Origin of the sequence: Pseudomonas sp. Colony2 (assembly GCF_019382755.1) — a bacterium.
In the GTDB taxonomy this organism is placed as follows: domain Bacteria; phylum Pseudomonadota; class Gammaproteobacteria; order Pseudomonadales; family Pseudomonadaceae; genus Aquipseudomonas.
The window spans coordinates 1155149-1172525 of the sequence record NZ_CP080030.1 but is presented as its reverse complement, the minus strand read 5'-3'; the positions used below and the strand labels follow the sequence as shown (position 1 = coordinate 1172525).

Annotated in this window: 17 protein-coding genes; 11 read left to right on the top strand and 6 right to left on the bottom strand. The window is 61.0% G+C overall.

Annotated features, from left to right (window positions below; all coding sequences use genetic code 11):
* Positions 1-511 (bottom strand): GNAT family N-acetyltransferase (locus tag JV201_RS04810; protein ID WP_219406585.1); only part of this gene is annotated, 511 nt, incomplete at its 3' end.
* 124 nt (positions 512-635) lie between these two features.
* On the opposite strand from JV201_RS04810, the gene JV201_RS04805 reads away from it, so the two are divergent.
* The 4 genes from JV201_RS04805 (at position 636) to JV201_RS04790 (ending at position 4816) form a co-directional block, all read left to right on the top strand.
* On the top strand, positions 636-1355 hold the full coding sequence (locus JV201_RS04805) for an SDR family oxidoreductase (protein WP_219406584.1): 720 nt from the start codon (positions 636-638) through the stop codon (positions 1353-1355).
* 142 nt (positions 1356-1497) lie between these two features.
* Positions 1498-1875, top strand: coding sequence for a response regulator (locus JV201_RS04800; RefSeq protein WP_003210361.1), 378 nt, complete (start codon positions 1498-1500; stop codon positions 1873-1875).
* 101 nt (positions 1876-1976) lie between these two features.
* On the top strand, positions 1977-2591 hold the full coding sequence (locus tag JV201_RS04795) for a biliverdin-producing heme oxygenase (RefSeq protein ID WP_219406583.1): 615 nt from the start codon (positions 1977-1979) through the stop codon (positions 2589-2591).
* Positions 2588-4816, top strand: a complete 2229-nt coding sequence (locus JV201_RS04790; RefSeq protein WP_219406582.1) for an ATP-binding protein — start codon at positions 2588-2590, stop codon at positions 4814-4816. Before JV201_RS04795 ends, JV201_RS04790 begins: the two co-directional genes overlap by 4 nt.
* A 356-nt stretch (positions 4817-5172) precedes the next feature.
* Here JV201_RS04790 and JV201_RS04785 read toward each other — a convergent pair whose 3' ends face one another.
* Positions 5173-6492: an ATP-binding protein gene (locus tag JV201_RS04785; protein WP_003210366.1), complete on the bottom strand. Its 1320-nt coding sequence runs from the start codon at positions 6490-6492 to the stop codon at positions 5173-5175.
* Positions 6489-7199 carry a response regulator gene (locus JV201_RS04780; RefSeq protein WP_023659139.1) on the bottom strand — a complete coding sequence of 237 codons (711 nt, stop codon included), beginning with the start codon at positions 7197-7199 and terminating at the stop codon, positions 6489-6491. The genes JV201_RS04785 and JV201_RS04780 overlap by 4 nt, the downstream gene beginning before the upstream one ends.
* Before the next feature lie 164 nt (positions 7200-7363).
* Here JV201_RS04780 and JV201_RS04775 point away from each other — a divergent pair, with 164 nt between their 5' ends.
* The 4 genes from JV201_RS04775 to JV201_RS04760 all read left to right on the top strand — a co-directional run bounded on the left by JV201_RS04775 (position 7364) and on the right by JV201_RS04760 (position 11595).
* Entirely contained in the window at positions 7364-8152 is a 789-nt protein-coding gene (locus JV201_RS04775) for a VacJ family lipoprotein (RefSeq protein ID WP_003210369.1), read from the top strand.
* Positions 8142-8387 (top strand): hypothetical protein, encoded by a 246-nt coding sequence (locus JV201_RS04770; RefSeq protein ID WP_003210371.1) that lies wholly within the window; start codon positions 8142-8144, stop codon positions 8385-8387. The genes JV201_RS04775 and JV201_RS04770 overlap by 11 nt, the downstream gene beginning before the upstream one ends.
* A 137-nt stretch (positions 8388-8524) precedes the next feature.
* Positions 8525-10444: an alkaline phosphatase D family protein gene (locus tag JV201_RS04765; protein WP_219406581.1), complete on the top strand. Its 1920-nt coding sequence runs from the start codon at positions 8525-8527 to the stop codon at positions 10442-10444.
* 137 nt (positions 10445-10581) lie between these two features.
* On the top strand, positions 10582-11595 hold the full coding sequence (locus JV201_RS04760; RefSeq protein WP_023659140.1) for a diguanylate cyclase: 1014 nt from the start codon (positions 10582-10584) through the stop codon (positions 11593-11595).
* A 4-nt stretch (positions 11596-11599) separates the two neighbouring features.
* Here JV201_RS04760 and JV201_RS04755 read toward each other — a convergent pair whose 3' ends face one another.
* Positions 11600-12628, bottom strand: coding sequence for an amino acid ABC transporter substrate-binding protein (locus JV201_RS04755; protein ID WP_008438485.1), 1029 nt, complete (start codon positions 12626-12628; stop codon positions 11600-11602).
* A gap of 144 nt (positions 12629-12772) precedes the next feature.
* Between JV201_RS04755 and JV201_RS04750 the strand changes: the two genes are divergently transcribed.
* Positions 12773-13669, top strand: a complete 897-nt coding sequence (locus JV201_RS04750; protein WP_003210377.1) for a LysR substrate-binding domain-containing protein — start codon at positions 12773-12775, stop codon at positions 13667-13669.
* 106 nt (positions 13670-13775) lie between these two features.
* On the top strand, positions 13776-15026 hold the full coding sequence (locus JV201_RS04745; RefSeq protein ID WP_219406580.1) for an aspartate aminotransferase family protein: 1251 nt from the start codon (positions 13776-13778) through the stop codon (positions 15024-15026).
* Between the two features lie 44 nt (positions 15027-15070).
* On the opposite strand, the gene JV201_RS04740 is transcribed toward JV201_RS04745, so the two are convergent.
* Together JV201_RS04740 and JV201_RS04735 are read right to left on the bottom strand one after the other, a co-directional pair.
* Positions 15071-15454, bottom strand: coding sequence for a hypothetical protein (locus JV201_RS04740; RefSeq protein ID WP_219406579.1), 384 nt, complete (start codon positions 15452-15454; stop codon positions 15071-15073).
* A 1-nt stretch (position 15455) separates the two neighbouring features.
* A complete protein-coding gene (locus JV201_RS04735) occupies positions 15456-15917 on the bottom strand; it encodes a hypothetical protein (RefSeq protein ID WP_177437392.1) in 462 nt (153 codons plus the stop codon).
* An 89-nt stretch (positions 15918-16006) separates the two neighbouring features.
* Between JV201_RS04735 and JV201_RS04730 the strand changes: the two genes are divergently transcribed.
* A complete protein-coding gene (locus JV201_RS04730) occupies positions 16007-17344 on the top strand; it encodes a carbohydrate porin (RefSeq protein ID WP_177020388.1) in 1338 nt (445 codons plus the stop codon).
* Positions 17345-17377: the final 33 nt, after the last annotated feature.

The following is a 17377-nucleotide window of genomic DNA, read 5'->3' as shown; positions in this document are numbered from 1 at the left end:
CCTGCCATGACATGGCACAGCGACTGCCCGGCGCAAAACCGTGACGATACTCCTCGCGCAGAGCCTCTGCCAAACGATGATCCGGCGCCAGCGAATGTGCTTGCTCAAATCCCAGCCGCTGATAAAACGGGCTGTTCCAGGGCACGTCGCAAAATGTGGTCAAGGTGACTGCCCGCAACCGGCGCGAGCGAGCCTCATTCATCACGGCCTCAAGCAATTGCCGCCCTGCGCCACGGCCCTGCATAACCTGCGCCACCGACAGTTCATGGATGTGCAGGTCGTCATCAAACATCTGTGCACTGAGAAAACCCTGGACCTGGCCAGCAGCATCCACCGCCACCCAACACGTACCCCACGCGATCAACTGCAGATGACGTTCAACACTCATGACCTCGGCATCGGCCAGCCAGCTCAAGGATTCGATCGCACGAAAGGACTGGGCCGCACTGCGCTCTATTGCAGGTAAACACACTGCGTCGGGTGCAGCGGCAAGTCGAATAACAGTCAGCATGAGGCAACCCGGGATCGTTGAAGCACCTGAGATTAAAATCTGGAAACAGCCACTCAATTGATATCACCCCACCACTTTGCTTGCATGCCCGCTCCTCTCGGCACAGCGGTTCAGGAGACAAGCGATGAAAACCATGGTGGTCGGTGCAAGCAAAGGATTGGGCAGGGCCTTGATGGAAGGGCTGGGCGGGGTTGGGGATACGCTGATCGGGGTGTCCCGCAGTCGCCCTGATCCCTTGATGTGCAGCACTGGCGCCGAGGTGCGCTGGGTGGAAGCAGACCTTGGCGTGCCTGGCCAAGCGGCGCACGTCATCGAGCATGCGGTGGCGGCAGGCGGGCTGAACACACTGATCTATAACCTGGGCATCTGGGAGGCGCGGGCGTTTGATCCGGCGTACAGCTATCTCACCGACGAGGACACGCAACTGGAAGCCATCGTCAGTTGCAACATCACCGCACCGCTGTTGTTGATCAAGCGGCTGCTGCCGGTGTTATTGAAGAGCCCACAGCCGCGCATCATCCTCACAGGCTCGACCTCGGGACTGCCCCAGAGCGGCCGGCCCGAAGTGGCGTTCGGCGCCTCGAAATTCGCCTTGCGCGGCATCGCCGATGCGCTGCGTGAAGGCTATCGCCAGCAGCGCCTGGGCGTCACTTGCCTGAACCTGGGTTATCTGAATACCGAAGATTCCTTGAGCACCTCACGCACCCAGGCCGAACAGCGCGGTGAGGGCCAATTGATTCCGGTGCATGACGTGGTGCAGGTGGTGCGTATGGTCTTGAGCCTGTCCGGCGCCAGTTTCGTCAAGGAGCTGACGTTGCCGGCGCTGCTGGATGAACGCTTCTAGCAGGTTTCGCCGGTGGAGCGCCCTGCCCTGACGCAATTCAAAGACAACCAAATGACCACCCATCGCAAAAAAAACATCCAATCGAACCTAATCGACGGCGCCCCACTCCACCTTACTTAACCCGGATGGTGGAGTAAGGATCATGGCTCAGCCATCGATATTGGTGCTGGAAGACGACGAAATCATTCGCTCGTTGATGGTAGATGTACTGGAGGATTTCGGCGCGGTGGTGACCTCGTTCCCGTCCGCAGACGAAGGGATGATTTTTCTTGAACGGGCCAGTGATCCAGTAGACTTGATTGTCAGCGATATCCAGATGCCCGGCCTGCTCAATGGCTACGACTTGAGCAAGGTGGTCGCCCATCGCTGGCCGACGCTGCCGGTGGTGCTGACGTCGGGCAACACCGCAATGGCCTCGCAGTTGGGCAGCACCGTGCGGTTCCTGCCCAAGCCGTGGACCACCAAGCGCCTGATCGACTGCGTGCAGTCGGCCCTGGTGCAGGGTTCGCCCATGCACTGATAGCATCGCGATATCAGCCAAGGCGAACTTCACGGCGACTCCTGCGGTCAGTTATTAAGCAACCTTACATGGCCAGCAGGCCCCCAGTTCGAGTTTACTGAATGCATTCACAGGCCCATGACGTTGGTGCGCCCCGTGTACTTGAAGCCCTGCGCTCGGGTACCGCTTTACTGCACGTCGCCCTGGAAAAGCGCTTGCCGTTTTTCTCCCCGCAGCTGGATCACACTCGGTATAAACGCCTGCTCCAGGCCTATTACGGGTTCTACAACCCTCTGGAAACGACGCTGAACGACAGCGGCTTGATCCCCGTGGGGTTTGATCAGGTGCTGCGTCGCAAAACTCCCACCCTGCTGACGGATCTTCACGCCCTGGGCCTGGACGCCCGAGCCATCGCCGCCCTTCCCCATTGCCTGTCGCTACCGCTCCTCGACACGCCGGCCGCCTGCCTGGGCGCGCTGTATGTGTTGGAAGGTGCCACCCTGGGCGGGCAGATCCTGCGCCGGGAAATGGCCCAGCGCCTGGGACTGGATGCCGACAACGGCGGCGCGTTTCTCAACGTGTACGGCGCTGAAACCGGTCGGCGCTGGAAAGACTTTCTCGACTACCTGAGCCATGTGCCCCTCGATGCGCACGCCAAACTGCGCGCCGTGAACGCGGCTCGCTCGACATTCAGCTGCTTTGAGCAATGGCTCGACAGCCAGGAGGTACTGCTATGAAACCCGAAGATTTTGAAGAGCTGCTTGCCAACTGTGCAGACGAACCCATCCGGTTCCCGGGGGCCATCCAGCCCCACGGTGCGCTGCTGACCCTGTCCGAGCCAGAACTGCATATCGTGCAGGTGAGCGCCAACGTAGCCGAACTGTTCAACCACTCACCGGAATCCCTGCTGGGCCAGCCGCTGCACACATTGATCGGCATTGAACATGCCGAAGCCGTCCGGGCCATGGTCACGCAAAACAGCTTTTTCGACGCCGCACCGCTGCACATGACCCTCAACGGCGCCGAGTTCGAAGGCTTGCTGCACCGCCATCAGGATGTACTGGTGCTGGAGTTCGAACCACGGCTCAAGGACTTCCAGCCGCGGGCACTCAATGGCCGGACCAGCAACCTGGGCAAGATGCTGCAACGCCTGCAGGCGGCGAAATCCCTTCAAGCCTTGTATGAAATCAGCGTCAACGAAATCCAGGCCATGACCGGCTACGACCGGGTGCTGATTTATCGTTTCGAAGAGGAAGGCCACGGCCAGGTGATCGCCGAAGCGTCCGCCCCGTCGATGGAATTGTTCAACGGCCTGTTCTTCCCGGCGTCTGACATCCCCGAACAAGCCCGGGAGCTGTACCGCACCAATTGGCTGCGGATCATCCCCAATGCCGATTACGAGGCAGTGCCGCTGGTGCCCAGGTTGCGCCCGGACACCGGCCAGCCCCTGGACCTGAGCTTCGCCACCCTGCGCAGCGTGTCGCCGATTCACTGCCAGTACATGAAAAACATGGGGGTGCTGTCGTCCATGAGCATCTCCCTGATGGCCGGCGACAAACTCTGGGGCCTGATCAGTTGCGGCAACCGCCAGCCGCTGCTGGTGCCCAATGATTTGCGCACCGCGTGCCAGACTATCGGCCAGGTGCTGTCGTTGCAGATCAGCGCCATGGAGGCCGTGGACCTAAGCCGCCAGCGCGAAGAAAAAGTCGAGGCCCTGGCCTTGCTCAGCCAGGCCATGCAGGCCTCGCCCGCAAACGTCTTCGATGGCCTGGCGCAGCGTCCGCAATTGCTGATGGACCTGACCCTCGCAGGCGGTGTGGCGATCATCGAAGACAAGCAACTGCACCGTTACGGCAATTGCCCGGAACCTGCGCAGATTCGCGCCCTGCACAAGTGGCTGCAAGAGACCGGGCAGCCGGTGTTTGCCAGCCATAACCTGGCCTCGGTTTACCCGCCGGCGGCTGAATACCAGCACGTAGCCAGTGGCGTGCTGGCCATGAGCTTGCCCAAGCCGGTGGACAACGGCGTGTTGTGGTTTCGTCCCGAAGTGAAGGAAAACATCAACTGGAGCGGCGACCCGAACAAACCCCTGGACCTGGAAAGCACCGACGCGGGCCTGCACCTTCGCCCACGCACCTCGTTTGAAATCTGGAAGGTGGAGATGGCCGGCATTTCCACCAAATGGAGCCACGGTGACCGCTTCGCCGCCAACGACCTGCGCCGCTCGGCCCTGGAAAATGACCTGGCCCGCCAGGTGCTGCGTGAACAACAGGCGGTGCGCGCCCGGGATGAACTGGTGGCGGTGGTTTCCCACGACCTGCGCAACCCGATGACGGTGATCTCGATGCTCTGCGGCATGATGCAAAAGGCCTTCAGTTCCGATGGCCCACACACCTCGCGACGGATTTCCTCGGCCATCGATACCATGCAACAAGCCGCCGGGCGCATGAATGTGCTGCTGGAAGATTTGCTCGACACCTCGAAGATCGAAGCCGGGCGCTACACCGTCAAGCCGGTGGCCCTGGACGTGAGCCAGATGTTCGAGGAGGCCTATTCACTGCTCGCGCCCCTGGCGATGGAAAAGGGCATCGACCTGTCCTTCAATACCGAACCCGGGCTGCAAATCCATGCCGACCCGGAACGGTTGTTCCAGGTGCTGTCGAACCTGATCGGCAACGCCATCAAGTTCACCCCGCGCCAGGGCAATATCGGCATCAGTGCGTTGAGCAATGGCGAAGAGATCGTGTTTTCGGTACGTGACTCCGGCGAAGGGATCGCCCCTGATCAGTTGCTTCACGTGTTTGATCGCTACTGGACGCAAACCGAAAACAATCCCACCGGCAGCGGCCTGGGCTTGTACATCACCCAAGGCATCGTGCAGGCCCACGGCGGGCGGATCGAGGCTGAGAGTGAGTTGGGGCGAGGCAGCGAGTTTCGGTTTACGGTGCCCAAGCCGGCTTGAAACGGCGCCTCATCGAGACGGCGAAGCATATGGAAACCCAAAGGCCCGGAACGCCGGACCGGGCCAGGGCCACTGATCAGGACGCACTCAAAGGGAGGTGAATGCGCACACTTCACGTCCTTTCTAATGAGAGCCAAAATCTATGTCCTTTCCAATCATTGGCAGCGCTTTCCATATCCAATCCTTCAATGGGCCCACTCATTCGCCTCAAGCCACTCAACCCGTCCAACCTGTTCAGCCGGCCCCCAAACCAAACGATGAGCCCTCGCGTAGCAGTTCCAACCAGCAAATTTTTCAGTCGAATAGCGGTAATCTGACTGATCTGGGACCCAATTTGCCGTGACCGTTAAGCCTTCCTAAACCGGCAACACCACCACGGCGGCCAACCCGCCACACGGGCGATTCTCCAACGTCAGCGTTCCACCGTGTTCCAGGACAATCGCCCGTGCCGTGGAGAGTCCCAAACCGACACCCCCGGTACTTTTATTGCGTGAACCTTCCAGACGAAAGAACGGCAGGAACACCTGCTCATGCTGCTCCTGCGGGATGCCCGGGCCACGGTCCAGCACCCGCACCGTCACCCTTCCCGGGCTCTGTTGCAGCTCAATCTGCGGCGCCAGCCCGTAGTGGATCGCATTGTCCATCAGGTTGGTCATCACTCGCTTGAGCCCCAGCGGACGACCGAAATACACCAGCCGTGGCGGGCCATTGAAGCCGATGTCGATGGACTGGTCGCGGTAGTCGTCAATCAGCGTTTGCAGCAACTCCGCAAGGTCCAGTTGGGTGGCCTGTTCCAGGCGCGCATCGTCGCGAAAGAATTCCAGCGCGGTGTTGATCATCGCCTGCATCTCGTCGACATCCCGGAACAGGCGGTGCTGCTGGTCGGCATCTTCGATGAATTCCCCCCGCAGGCGCAGGCGGGTCAGCGGCGCACGCAGGTCATGGGAAATCGCGGCGAGCATCTGGGTGCGGTCCTGGATGAAGTGCTGCAACTGCGCCTGCATGCCGTTGAACGCGAGAATCGCCTGGCGGATTTCCTGGGGGCCGACCGGCTCGATAGGCGGCGCACGAAAGTCGGCGCCGAAACGTCGCACACCCTGGGCGAAATACTGCAGCGGCCGGGCCAGGCGCCGGGTGGCGATCAGCGTGACCAGCGCGGTGGAAATCAGTACCAGCATCAGCACGATCAGGCTTCGCGGGCCTTCCGCCAGGCCCCAGCTGCGCGACGGCGCGCTGAACATCAGCCAGGATTCATCCACCAGTTGCACCACCAGCGCATAGCGCCCGCCGGGGCCAGGCCAGTCGGACGGTTCGTAGGCTTCCATCCGCCGCTCCGGCCCCTTGAGCAGCTGCTTGAACACCTGGTCGGAGTGAAACCCCGGGTCTTCCAGAACCGGCACATCAATGCCTGTGCGGGTGGCCGACCAACTCACATTGAAGCTGTCATCGGCCACTGCCCGAGTCAGTTGCGCGCGCTGGGACGGCTCTGCCGCTTCGATCATCCGCACGATCACCGCGACCTTCTCCAACAGGCCGGTTTCACCCAACGGCGGCCTGGCCCAAACGCCAGCCAGTTGCACAAACAGCGCATTGAAGGCCAGCGCAGTGAGCATCGCAATCAGGATGGTCAGGGCAATCCAGCGGGCCACGGTGTCCCGGGGTTTGAAGCGGCTCATGAGCGGGTCACCGCGACGGTGAACTGGTAACCACCGTTGCGCACGGTACGAATCATCGCCGGGCGCTTGGTGTCGAACTCCAGCTTGCGTCGCAGGCGGCTGACCTGCACGTCGATGCTGCGGTCGAACGCGTCGTGGCTATGGCCCCGCGCCAGGTTCAGCAATTGCTCGCGGGTGAGCACGCGCTGCGGGTGTTCGACGAACACCAGCAGCAGGTCGAACTCCCCGGACGACAACGGGATCATCACCTGGTCCGGCGAGCGCAACTCACGGCGCGTCAGGTCCAGTTGCCAGCCGGCGAAACGAATCAGCGGGCGCGACACGTCGCCCAACGTCGGCCGATTTTCACCCGCCCGACGCAGTACGGCGCGCACCCGGGCAAGTAATTCACGGGCATCGAAAGGTTTGCTCAGGTAATCATCGGCGCCCATTTCCAGGCCCACCACGCGATCACTCAGTTCGCCCATGGCGGTCAGCATGATCACCGGTGTTGCGTATTGCTGGCGCAGGCGCTGGCACAGCAACAGGCCGTTATCCCCCGGCAGCATCAGGTCGAGGATGATCAGGTCGGCAGGTGTACGCTCCATGGCCGCCCACAGCTCGGCGCCATTGGCGGCGGTCTCGACCGTGTAGCCATGTTGCAGGAAGAATTTCTTCAGCAGGGCGAGGACCTCGAGGTCATCGTCCACGATTAAAAGATGGCTCACCGATGGGCATCACTTGGTCTTGTCGATGCACCATCTAAAACCATTCGACGCGGCCCGTCATATATTTCAATCGTGCAATAAAGCGTCAACGGCGCAATAAAGCAGACATCTTTGCGCAAGCTGCGGCTGCCAGCATCGGCTTCCTTTTCCCGGAGACTGACCCCATGCGCTCGCTGACGTACCCCCAGCACCTGGCTCGCCAGGCGGTGTTGTTGCTGACTGTGTCTTACCTCACAGGCTGCGCGAGCCCGGCCAACGTAACGAGTACCACACGCTGCGCACAGGTTTCCTACCCGGTGTATGACCCCGCCGAACCAGTCAACCGGGGCGTGTTCGCCTTCAACCGCGCGGTGGATGACTACGCCCTGGCGCCTGTAGCCCGAGGCTACCGATACATGCCGGAGTTTTTCCAGCAGGGTGTGCATAACTTCGCCAGCAACTTCAGCGAGCCCAAGGTCTTCATCAACGACCTGCTGCAAGGCAACCCACGGCGCTCGATCAACACCCTGGGACGTTTTGCGGTGAACACCACCGTGGGGATCGTCGGCTTGATTGATGTCTCGGACCCGCTGGGCATCCCTCGTCACACCGCCGACTTCGGCCAGACCTTTGGCGTGTGGGGGATTGGCAACGGGCCGATTGTCGAACTGCCGTTGCTGGGCACCGGCAACAGCCGCGATGCGGCGGGCAAGGTCCTGAACTTCCTGGTGGCGCCGCTGGGCGACAGCGATACCGTGCAAACCCTGGGCACCATCAGCCTGGTGGGTGGCACAGTGGACACGCGCGCCTCGTTGCTGCCGCTGACCGACAGCCTGCAAAAGCTGCCGGACTACTACAGTGCCTTGCGTAACGTGGTGGCCGAACACCGCGCGGCCTTTGTGCTGGAGGGCAAGCAGGGGGCGACGTCGCCTCAGGCCGATAATTGTGCACAGGGAGCCGGCGATGATTTCTGAATCAAGCTCACTGGTCCTGCAACGTCAGGTTCGTAAACGCGGGACCAGCGCCCTGCTCTGCCGGGAGACCCGCCTGAGCCTGTCGTCGGAGCAGGGCCGCCTGGTGCTGAGCCGCTATGTCGAACGGTACAGCCCGCAGGGTGTGCGCTGGGTCGAGCGCCAGCACAGTGTGGCCCTGGCCGAAGTGCTGCGCTGGATGATTGCCGAAGGCGAGACCTGCGCCACGCAGTCATGATTTGAGATGAAAGGTTTATAGCCCGGGCCAGTGGGCGCCGGGTAATTTGCGGCTCGCCCGGGTATCGCGCCTTAACAAAACGCTGACATTCAATGCGTTACCTTTTCGGCCCAACCTTGCCCAGAGCCGTTGCCTTGATGCCTCACCCCGACACACCTCCCGCTGTACTCGCCGGCCCGTTGCTGCGACGCCTGGAACCGCAGCGCCTGGTGATGTGGCTGGTGGGAAGTCGTCCCCTGGCATTGACCCTGAGGCTGCAAGTCGCCCAAGGCGCGGCGCTCGATATCGAGTTGGACGCCAGCCAATGCAAGGTGGTGCCCGTCGGGCGCCAGGCCTTTATCCACCTGATCGACGTACCGCTGGCGGAAGCCCTGCCCCAGGACGTGAGCATCGGCTACGACCTGCTGGTAAACCGTGCCGGTATCGCCGAGTGGGCGCCGCACCTGCTCTACCCGGGCGCACAAGGCCCGCATTTCGTCCTGCACAGCCGCATCCACCAATTGGTCCACGGTTCCTGCCGCAAGCCCCATCACAGCGCAGCCGACGGTTTGCTGTGTGTCGACCGGCTGCTGGCCGAATCGAACACCCTGGAGGAACGCCCGGCCTTGTTGATGATGAGTGGCGACCAGGTCTACGCCGACGATGTCGCGGGGCCGATGCTGCGGGCCATTCATGCGCTGATCACGCGCCTCGGCCTGTTCGATGAACACCTCGACGGTGCCGTCGTCGACAACAGCGCCGCGCTTTATGAGCATGCCGCCAGCTACTACCATCGAGCCGACCTGTTGCCCGCCCTGAAGAGCAACGAGACCCTGCGCGAGCGTTTTTTTGGCGGGGTGAAGAAGCCTATTTTCACCAGCAGCAGCGCCGACAACCACCTGGTGACTTTTGCCGAAGTCATGGCGATGTACCTGCTGGCGTGGTCGCCCGTACCGTGGCAGCTGATCACACCGCAAGCGCCGCAACTGCGCGCCGAAGGGCACGTACGCTATGGGCACGAGCAAGTGCAGATCGACACGTTCCGTGACGGCCTGGGTGGCGTGGCCAGGGTGTTCGCCCACCTCTCCTGCCTGATGATCTTCGACGATCACGACATCACCGACGACTGGAACCTCAGCGCCCAATGGGAAGAAACCGCCTACGGGCATCCGTTCTCCAAGCGCATCATCGGCAACGCACTGCTGGCCTACATGCTGTGCCAGGGCTGGGGCAATAACCCGGATGCGTTCGATACGGTGATCGGCAAAACCCTGGCGCTCACCACACAGGCCCACGACAACTACCTGCAGCCTGTCGCTCAAGATGAGCTGGTGGATGACCTGCTGAAGTTCCAGCAATGGCATTACGTGCTGCCCACCATCCCCGCACTGGTAGTGCTCGACACCCGTACCCGGCGCTGGCGCAGCGAGTTCAACCTCACGCAACCCTCCGGCCTGCTGGACTGGGAAGCACTGAGCGAACTGCAACAGGAGCTGCTGGATCACCCTTGCGCGATCATCGTTTCACCGGCGCCGATCTTCGGCGTCAAACTGATCGAAACCGTGCAGAAGGCCTTCAGCTGGTGCGGCTACCCGCTGCTGGTGGACGCGGAAAACTGGATGGCCCACCGGGGCGCGGCACAGGTGATCCTCAACATCTTTCGTCACTCCCGCACACCGGGCAACTACGTGATCCTCTCGGGAGACGTGCACTACTCGTTCGTCTATGAAGTGCTGATTCGCCACCGCAATGCCGGTCCAAAAATCTGGCAGATCACCAGCAGCGGCATCAAGAACGAATTCCCGCCGCGCTTGCTGGAATGGTTCGACCGTCTCAATCGATGGCTCTACTCACCGCGCTCACCGCTGAACTGGTTCACCCGTCGCCGACTCATGCAGGTAGTGCCGCATATTCCGGAACACGCTGAAGCGGGCGAACGGCTCTGGAATTCTGCCGGGATCGGGCAGGTGTTTTTTAACCGGCAGGGGCAGCCTGAGGCGATTTATCAGCACAATGCCAATGGGGCGCCCAGGACCAGGATGGCGGCGCCTGATCAGAAGCTGAACCCAAGCAAGTAGTGGCTTTTAGCCACATCCCCACTAGACCAAAGACCCCCTTCTAAGCGCCAAGGCGCCGTTGTACAGTACCGCCAGCCACGGAGTATCGGCATCAATTTTGGCTGGCCCCAGGAGCCAGTCCACGCAGGGAGTGCGCAATGGACGATACATCCGGCAGCGAACCGTCAAGGAAGGACTTTTGCGACCTTAACGCCGACATGCTGCATGCCATCATGGAGCTGGTCAGCGACGGGATCTGGGACTGGAACGCCAACACCGGGTTCGTCTACCGCAACCCCGGCTGGTACGAAATGCTCGGCTATGCCCATCACTCCCTGGAAAACAGCGTATTCACCTGGGAAAACGTGATTCATCCCGATGACTATCCCCAAGTGATGGTGCTGTTTGATAACTACATCAACCGCCGCACCACTCACTATCAAGCCGAATACCGCTGCCGCAAGAAAGACGGCTCCTACCTGTGGATCGAAGACCGCGGCTACGTGATCGCACGTAACGACGACGGCTCGGTGGCACGCATGGTCGGCGCCCACCGCAGTATCCAGGCGCGCAAACAGTCCATCGAACAGCTGGAGCGCCGCAATCAATCCCTTGAAGCCCTGGTGGCCGAGCGCACCCGCGAGCTGTCGCGGGTCAATCAACAACTGCAGTTGCAACTGGACGAGAATCGCTCCCTGGCCGAACGCGACGCCTTGACTCGCGTGGCCAATCGTTACCGCCTTGAACGCGTCCTGCTGGAAGAGTGCGCTCGCGCCCAACGGTTTCGCCTGCCGCTGTCGCTGATCGCCATGGACATTGACGACTTCAAGCCCATCAACGATCAGCACGGCCATGCCGTAGGCGATGAAACCCTGGTGCGCGTGGTGGAATGCCTGGAGGCCTGCATTCGCCACGGCGACTTGCTGGCCCGCTGGGGCGGCGATGAATTCATGGTCATCGTGCCCAAAAGCACGTTGGAGACCGCGCGGGAATTGGCCGAGCGGATGCGCTGTGCGCTCAAGGACTTGCCCGCCGTGGGCAGCTTCAAGGTGACGTTGAGCCTCGGCGTGGTAGAGCGACGCAACGATGAGTCACCCGCCTGCCTGATGGCCAGGGCCGATCAAGCGTTGTATCGCTCCAAGGCGGCGGGCAAGGACACGGTTTCTTCGTGAAACCTCAGCGAACCGGCGGCGCGTACTGGATCCCGCCGTTGCTCCACAGGGCATTAAGGCCGCGCTTGATCTTCAGCACGCTGCCCTGGCCGATGTTGCGCTCGAACACCTCGCTGTAGTTGCCCACTTGCTTGACGATCTGCACGACCCAGTCCTTGCGCAGTTTCAGGTCCTTGCCGTAGTCACCGTCTGCGCCGAGCAAACGGGCGACGTCCGGGTTCTTGCTGGACTTGGCTTGCTCTTCAACGTTCTGCGAAGTGATGCCCATTTCCTCGGCATTGAGCATGGCGAACAACGTCCACTTGACGATGCTGAACCACTCGTCGTCGCCCTTGCGCACCAGCGGGCCCAATGGCTCCTTGGAAATGACTTCAGGCAATACGACGAACTCATCCGGGTGAGCCATCTTGATCCGCTGGGCGTACAGCCCCGACTGGTCGGTGGTAAGCACGTCGCAGCGGCCCGCTTCGAGGCCCTTGGCACTTTCGTCAGCAGTGTCGAAGGTAATCGGCGTGTACTTCAGGCCGTTGGCGCGGAAGTAATCCGAGACGTTCAGCTCGGTGGTGGTGCCGGCCTGGATGCAGATGGTCGCGCCGTCCAGGTCCTTGGCGCTCTTCACACCGAGCTTGGTGTTCACCAGGAATCCGATGCCGTCGTAGTAGGTCACGCCGGTGAACACCATGCCCATGCCCGCGTCACGGGAACTGGTCCAGGTAGTGTTGCGGGAAATCAGGTCGATCTCGCCGGATTGCAACGCAGTGAAACGCTCCTTGGCGGTCAACTGGCTGAACTTCACTTTCGACGCGTCACCAAAGAGTGCTGCGGCGACGGCGTGGCACACGTCCACATCAATGCCGGTCATCTTGCCGTTGGCGTCCGGCACGCCAAAACCCGGCAACCCATCACTGACCCCACACTGGATAAAACCCTTCTTCTGGATCGCATCCAGGGTCGCCCCCGCGTGTGCGCTTGCGGCCAGCCCCAATAGTGCTGCGGCGGTGAATGCCGCCAACGTGGATTTCATGTGCTTCATGCAAGGCGCTCCCTGTCGGTCTTTATTATTCGGCGCCACAAACCCGCGCCGTTTATAGTGTTGCCGGTCAGTATCAACGGCTTTACACCTTGGCCACAAACGACGTTTAGGCAAAGGCTCCTTCCGATTTGGAATGAACTTCTCATGATCTCGAAACGCTTGACCCCCTCGATGACCGCCCTGCAGTGCTTCGAAGCTGCCGCCCGCCACCTGAGTTTCACCCGCGCTGCCGAAGAACTGCACCTGACCCAGAGCGCGGTGAGCAAGCAGGTGGCACAGCTCGAAGAGATGCTCTGCCACCCGCTGTTCCAGCGAGTACGCCAGCGCTTGTACCTGTCGCCGGCGGGCTCGCTGTACCTGGAGGAAGTACGCAAGATCCTCAACCAGGTAGATATTTCCAGCCGCTACATCCTCACCTACGGTGGCGAGACCGAAGTGCTGCGCATCGCCACCCAGCCGACCTTCGGTGACCGCTGGCTGGTGCCCAAACTCAAGGATTTTGCCGCGCGCCATCCCAATATCCACCTGGACGTGCGCAACGAACTGGAGCCGTTCGACGTGTTGCAGGCCAAGGCGGATATCGCGTTTTTCTTCGGCCAGGGAGCGTGGCCGGGGGCAACTTGCATCGAGTTGTTTCGCGAAGCCGTGGTGCCGGTCTGTGCCCCCGGGTTTGTTGCCGCTGGCAGCGACGCCTCGTCCCGCCACACCTTGCTGCAATGCACCTCGCGCCCGGAAGCCTGGCACGAGTGGTTTCTGGAACAGGGCCTGCACTCGCAAAACAGCTACCACGGGCCGCGTTTCGACACGTTCTACATGTGCATCCGCGCCGCGCAATCGGGGTACGGCGTGGCGTTGGTGCCGCAGTATCTGGTGGCCGAGGAATTGGCGAACGCCAGCCTGATGATCCCCTGGGATTACAGAATGCCGAGTGCCGGCGCGCACTTTATCGCCCATGCCGAGCATGCCGGGGAGATCCCGAAAGTGAAGGCGTTCCTGAACTGGATGGTGGATGTGGCGAGGGAGCTTGCTCCCTCGCCATAGCACATCCCGACTTTTAATAATGACCCGGCGACTTTATTTCGTTTGCGGGGCAAGGCGGCTCACGGCTTAGATAAAAGGACGCATCCTATTCTTGAGTCCCGGATCCATGAGCCGCGAAACCATCAGCCAGTCGATTTCCATCGTCCACCCCATCAGCCTCAGCCATGGCCGGAACGCCGAAGTCTGGGACACCACCGGCAAGCGCTTCATCGATTTCGTCGGCGGCATCGGCGTGCTCAACCTGGGCCACTGCCACCCGCGTGTGGTGGAGGCGATCCGCGACCAGGCCACCAGGCTCACCCACTACGCCTTCAATGCTGCGCCTCACGCGCCCTACATCGAACTGATGGACCGTCTTACCGCATTCATCCCGGTGGATTACCCAGTCAGTGGCATGCTCACCAACAGTGGCGCGGAAGCAGCGGAAAACGCCCTGAAAATTGTCCGCGGCGCCACTGGCCGCACCGCCGTCATCGCCTTTGACGGTGCGTTTCATGGGCGCACGCTGGCGACGCTCAATCTCAACGGCAAGGTCGCGCCATACAAGCAAAAAGTCGGCGTATTGCCGGGGCCGGTGTTCCACCTGCCCTACCCCAGCCGCGACAACGGCGTGACCTGCGGCGAAGCACTCAAGGCGATGGACCGCCTGTTCAGCGTGGAAATCGACGTCGACGACGTGGCCTGTTTCATCATCGAACCCGTGCAGGGCGAAGGTGGTTTCCTGGCGCTGGACGTGGAATTTGCCCAGGCCCTGCGACACTTCTGCGATGAGAAAAACATCCTGTTGATTGCCGATGAAATCCAGTCCGGCTTCGGCCGCACCGGCCAGCGCTTCGCCTTCTCACGCCTGGGCATCGAACCGGACCTGATCCTGCTGGGCAAAAGCATCGCCGGCGGTGTGCCGTTGGGTGCGGTGGTGGGTCGCAAGACATTGCTCGACAACCTGCCCAAAGGCGGCCTCGGCGGCACCTACTCCGGTAACCCGATTGCCTGCGCGGCGGCCTTGGCCACCCTGGATGAAATGACGGACGAGCACCTGCAAGGTTGGGGCACTCAGCAGGAAGAAGCGATCGTCAGTCGCTATGAATCATGGTGTTCGAAAAGGCTCTCCCCCTACCTCGGCCGCTTGACCGGCGTGGGCGCCATGCGTGGCATCGAACTGGCCAACGCCGACGGCAGCCCGGCGCCACAACAACTGGCCCAGCTGCTGGCACTGGCCCGCGAGGCGGGTTTGTTGCTGATGCCCAGCGGCAAATCGCGGCATATCATCCGCCTGCTGGCGCCGTTGACGATTGAAGCGGCGGTGCTGGAGGAAGGGCTGGATATTCTTGAAGAGTGTTTGGCGAAGTTGGCTTAAAAACCAGAAAGCCCGGCGGGAAGCCGGGCTTCGAACGGAAAACGTCAGTGGACGAGTCGGGCGACGCCAAAGGCGATGGCAGACAAGGCGCCACCTGTTCCGACAAACCATTTCAGCAGTCGGGTTTCCAACGATTGCATATCCGTTCTGAAATTGGCGATTGAGAGATCCAACCTGGAGGTTGCTTCGAGCAGGTCGATTTTGGTCTGCATCAGATCGGACTTGGTGGCCATGTGCTCCTGCATGCCATCCAGCTTCGTCTCGACGCGCTCCAATCTTGCCTCAACTTGTGAAATACGCTTTTCCAAATCGTTTTCTCCTCCGTTGCCCCCACCGCCTGCGCCGCCTTTGCGGTCGTAGCCTGATGACGAACCTTGACGGTACTCCTGGCGAAGATAGCTCACATTATCCTTGAGGTCATTCGCCATTTCAGGCCTCCTTCTTTTGGGTCAAAGCATTCAGTCCATCAGCTACACCTTCCATGCAGTCGATAAACTCATTCAGCTTCACCCATGCTTCATCTGCCGCCTGTTTTACATCCACGTCTTCACTATGTTTGAGCGCACCGGACAAGCTAATGATGCCGGAGCCGAGCCTAGCAATTGCACTGTGATACTGACCGAGAATAATGACTAGTTCCCCGGCTGTTACGGCCTTTGCCTCACCCACGTTGTCGTCGCCTTCCATGTCGACCCCCATCTGTTTTGGTGACGCAGATAACCACGCCCTCAAACACAAACCAACGCACAGATTGCTACCAAATCCGACGATCCAGCGCACTATTACCAAATCCGAAAGAATCCATCTTCCGTTTAGCCCTTTCTCTCCCCGCGCCAGGGCTTTATCCTTGTCAGCAACAAACTGAAACGTTTCATCATTCCACCAAACCATCGACCGCCCGTGTTCAACGCCCTTGTGCGAACGCGCCAGGCCGCTGTTTGCGTTTCAAAACCATAAAATATTAAGACCCCATTTTGCCTATGCCTGCTTTCCCCAACCTGCGCCTGTGCGCTGCGCTGTTACCGTTCGGCCTGATCAACTGTGCCCAGGCCGCACCTGCCTTTGACGCTGAATCACCGTGGATGCTGGGTGATTTCGGAGGCGCTCGGACAGCGCTGTCTCAACAAGGCTACGACTTCAAATTCGACTACACCGGCGAAATGGGCAGCAACCTGCACGGCGGCTCGGATCACGACCGCACTGCGCGCTACAGCGACCAATTCGGCCTGGGCACGCACCTGGATCTGCAGAAGATCCTCGGCTGGCACGACGCCGAGTTCCAGTTGACGGTAACCGAGCGCAGCGGCAACAACATCACCAATGACCGGGTCAACGATCCGCGTGTGGGCGGTTTTACCTCGTCCCAGGAAGTCTGGGGCCGTGGCCAGACCTGGCGCCTGACGCAGATGTGGTACCAGCAGAAATTCTTCGACCAAAAGCTCGACATCAAGGCCGGGCGCTTTGGCGAAGGTGAAGACTTCAACAGCTTCCCCTGCGACTTCCAGAACCTCGCATTCTGCGGCTCGCAGGTCGGTAACTGGGTTGGCAGCATCTGGTACAACTGGCCGGTGAGCCAGTGGGCGTTGCGGGTCAAATATCACCTGACGCCCGAGTTGTACGCCCAGGTCGGCGCCTACGAACAGAACCCGTCCAACCTCGATCGCGGCAACGGCTTCAAGCTCAGCGGCAGCGGCACCCAAGGCGCCCTGCTCCCGGTTGAGCTGGTGTGGACGCCTACGCTGAACGGCCTGCCCGGCGAATACCGCGCCGGCTACTACTACAGCAGCGCCAAGGCCAGCGATGTGTATAAAGACCGCAACGACCAGCCGGCAGCCCTCAGCGGCGAGGCCTATCGCAGCGCCTCCAGCAAGCACGGGGTGTGGCTGGGGGTGCAGCAGCAAGTCACCAGCCTGGCCAGCGACCATTCTCGGGGCTTGAACGTGTTCGCCAACGGCACGATGCACGACAAGAAAACCAACGCTGTGGATAACTACGTGCAAGCCGGCGTGGTCTACAAGGGCCTGTTCGACGCCCGCGCCAAGGACGATATCGGTTTCGCCGTGGCCCGGGTGCACGTCAACCCGGCCTACCGCAAGAATGCCGAGGCAAGCAACCAGGCCCACGCGGTATACGACTTCGATGACCCATCCTACCTGCCGATTCAACACACGGAATACAGCGCTGAGCTCTATTACGGCATCCATGTCACCCAGTGGCTGACGGTGCGCCCGAACCTGCAATACATCCGTCACCCCGGAGCCGTGGCCCAGGTGGATGACGCGCTCATCGGCGGGATCAAGCTGCAAAGCTCATTCTGACGTTGTAAGTAAATTCTGAAGAAAACGAATTAG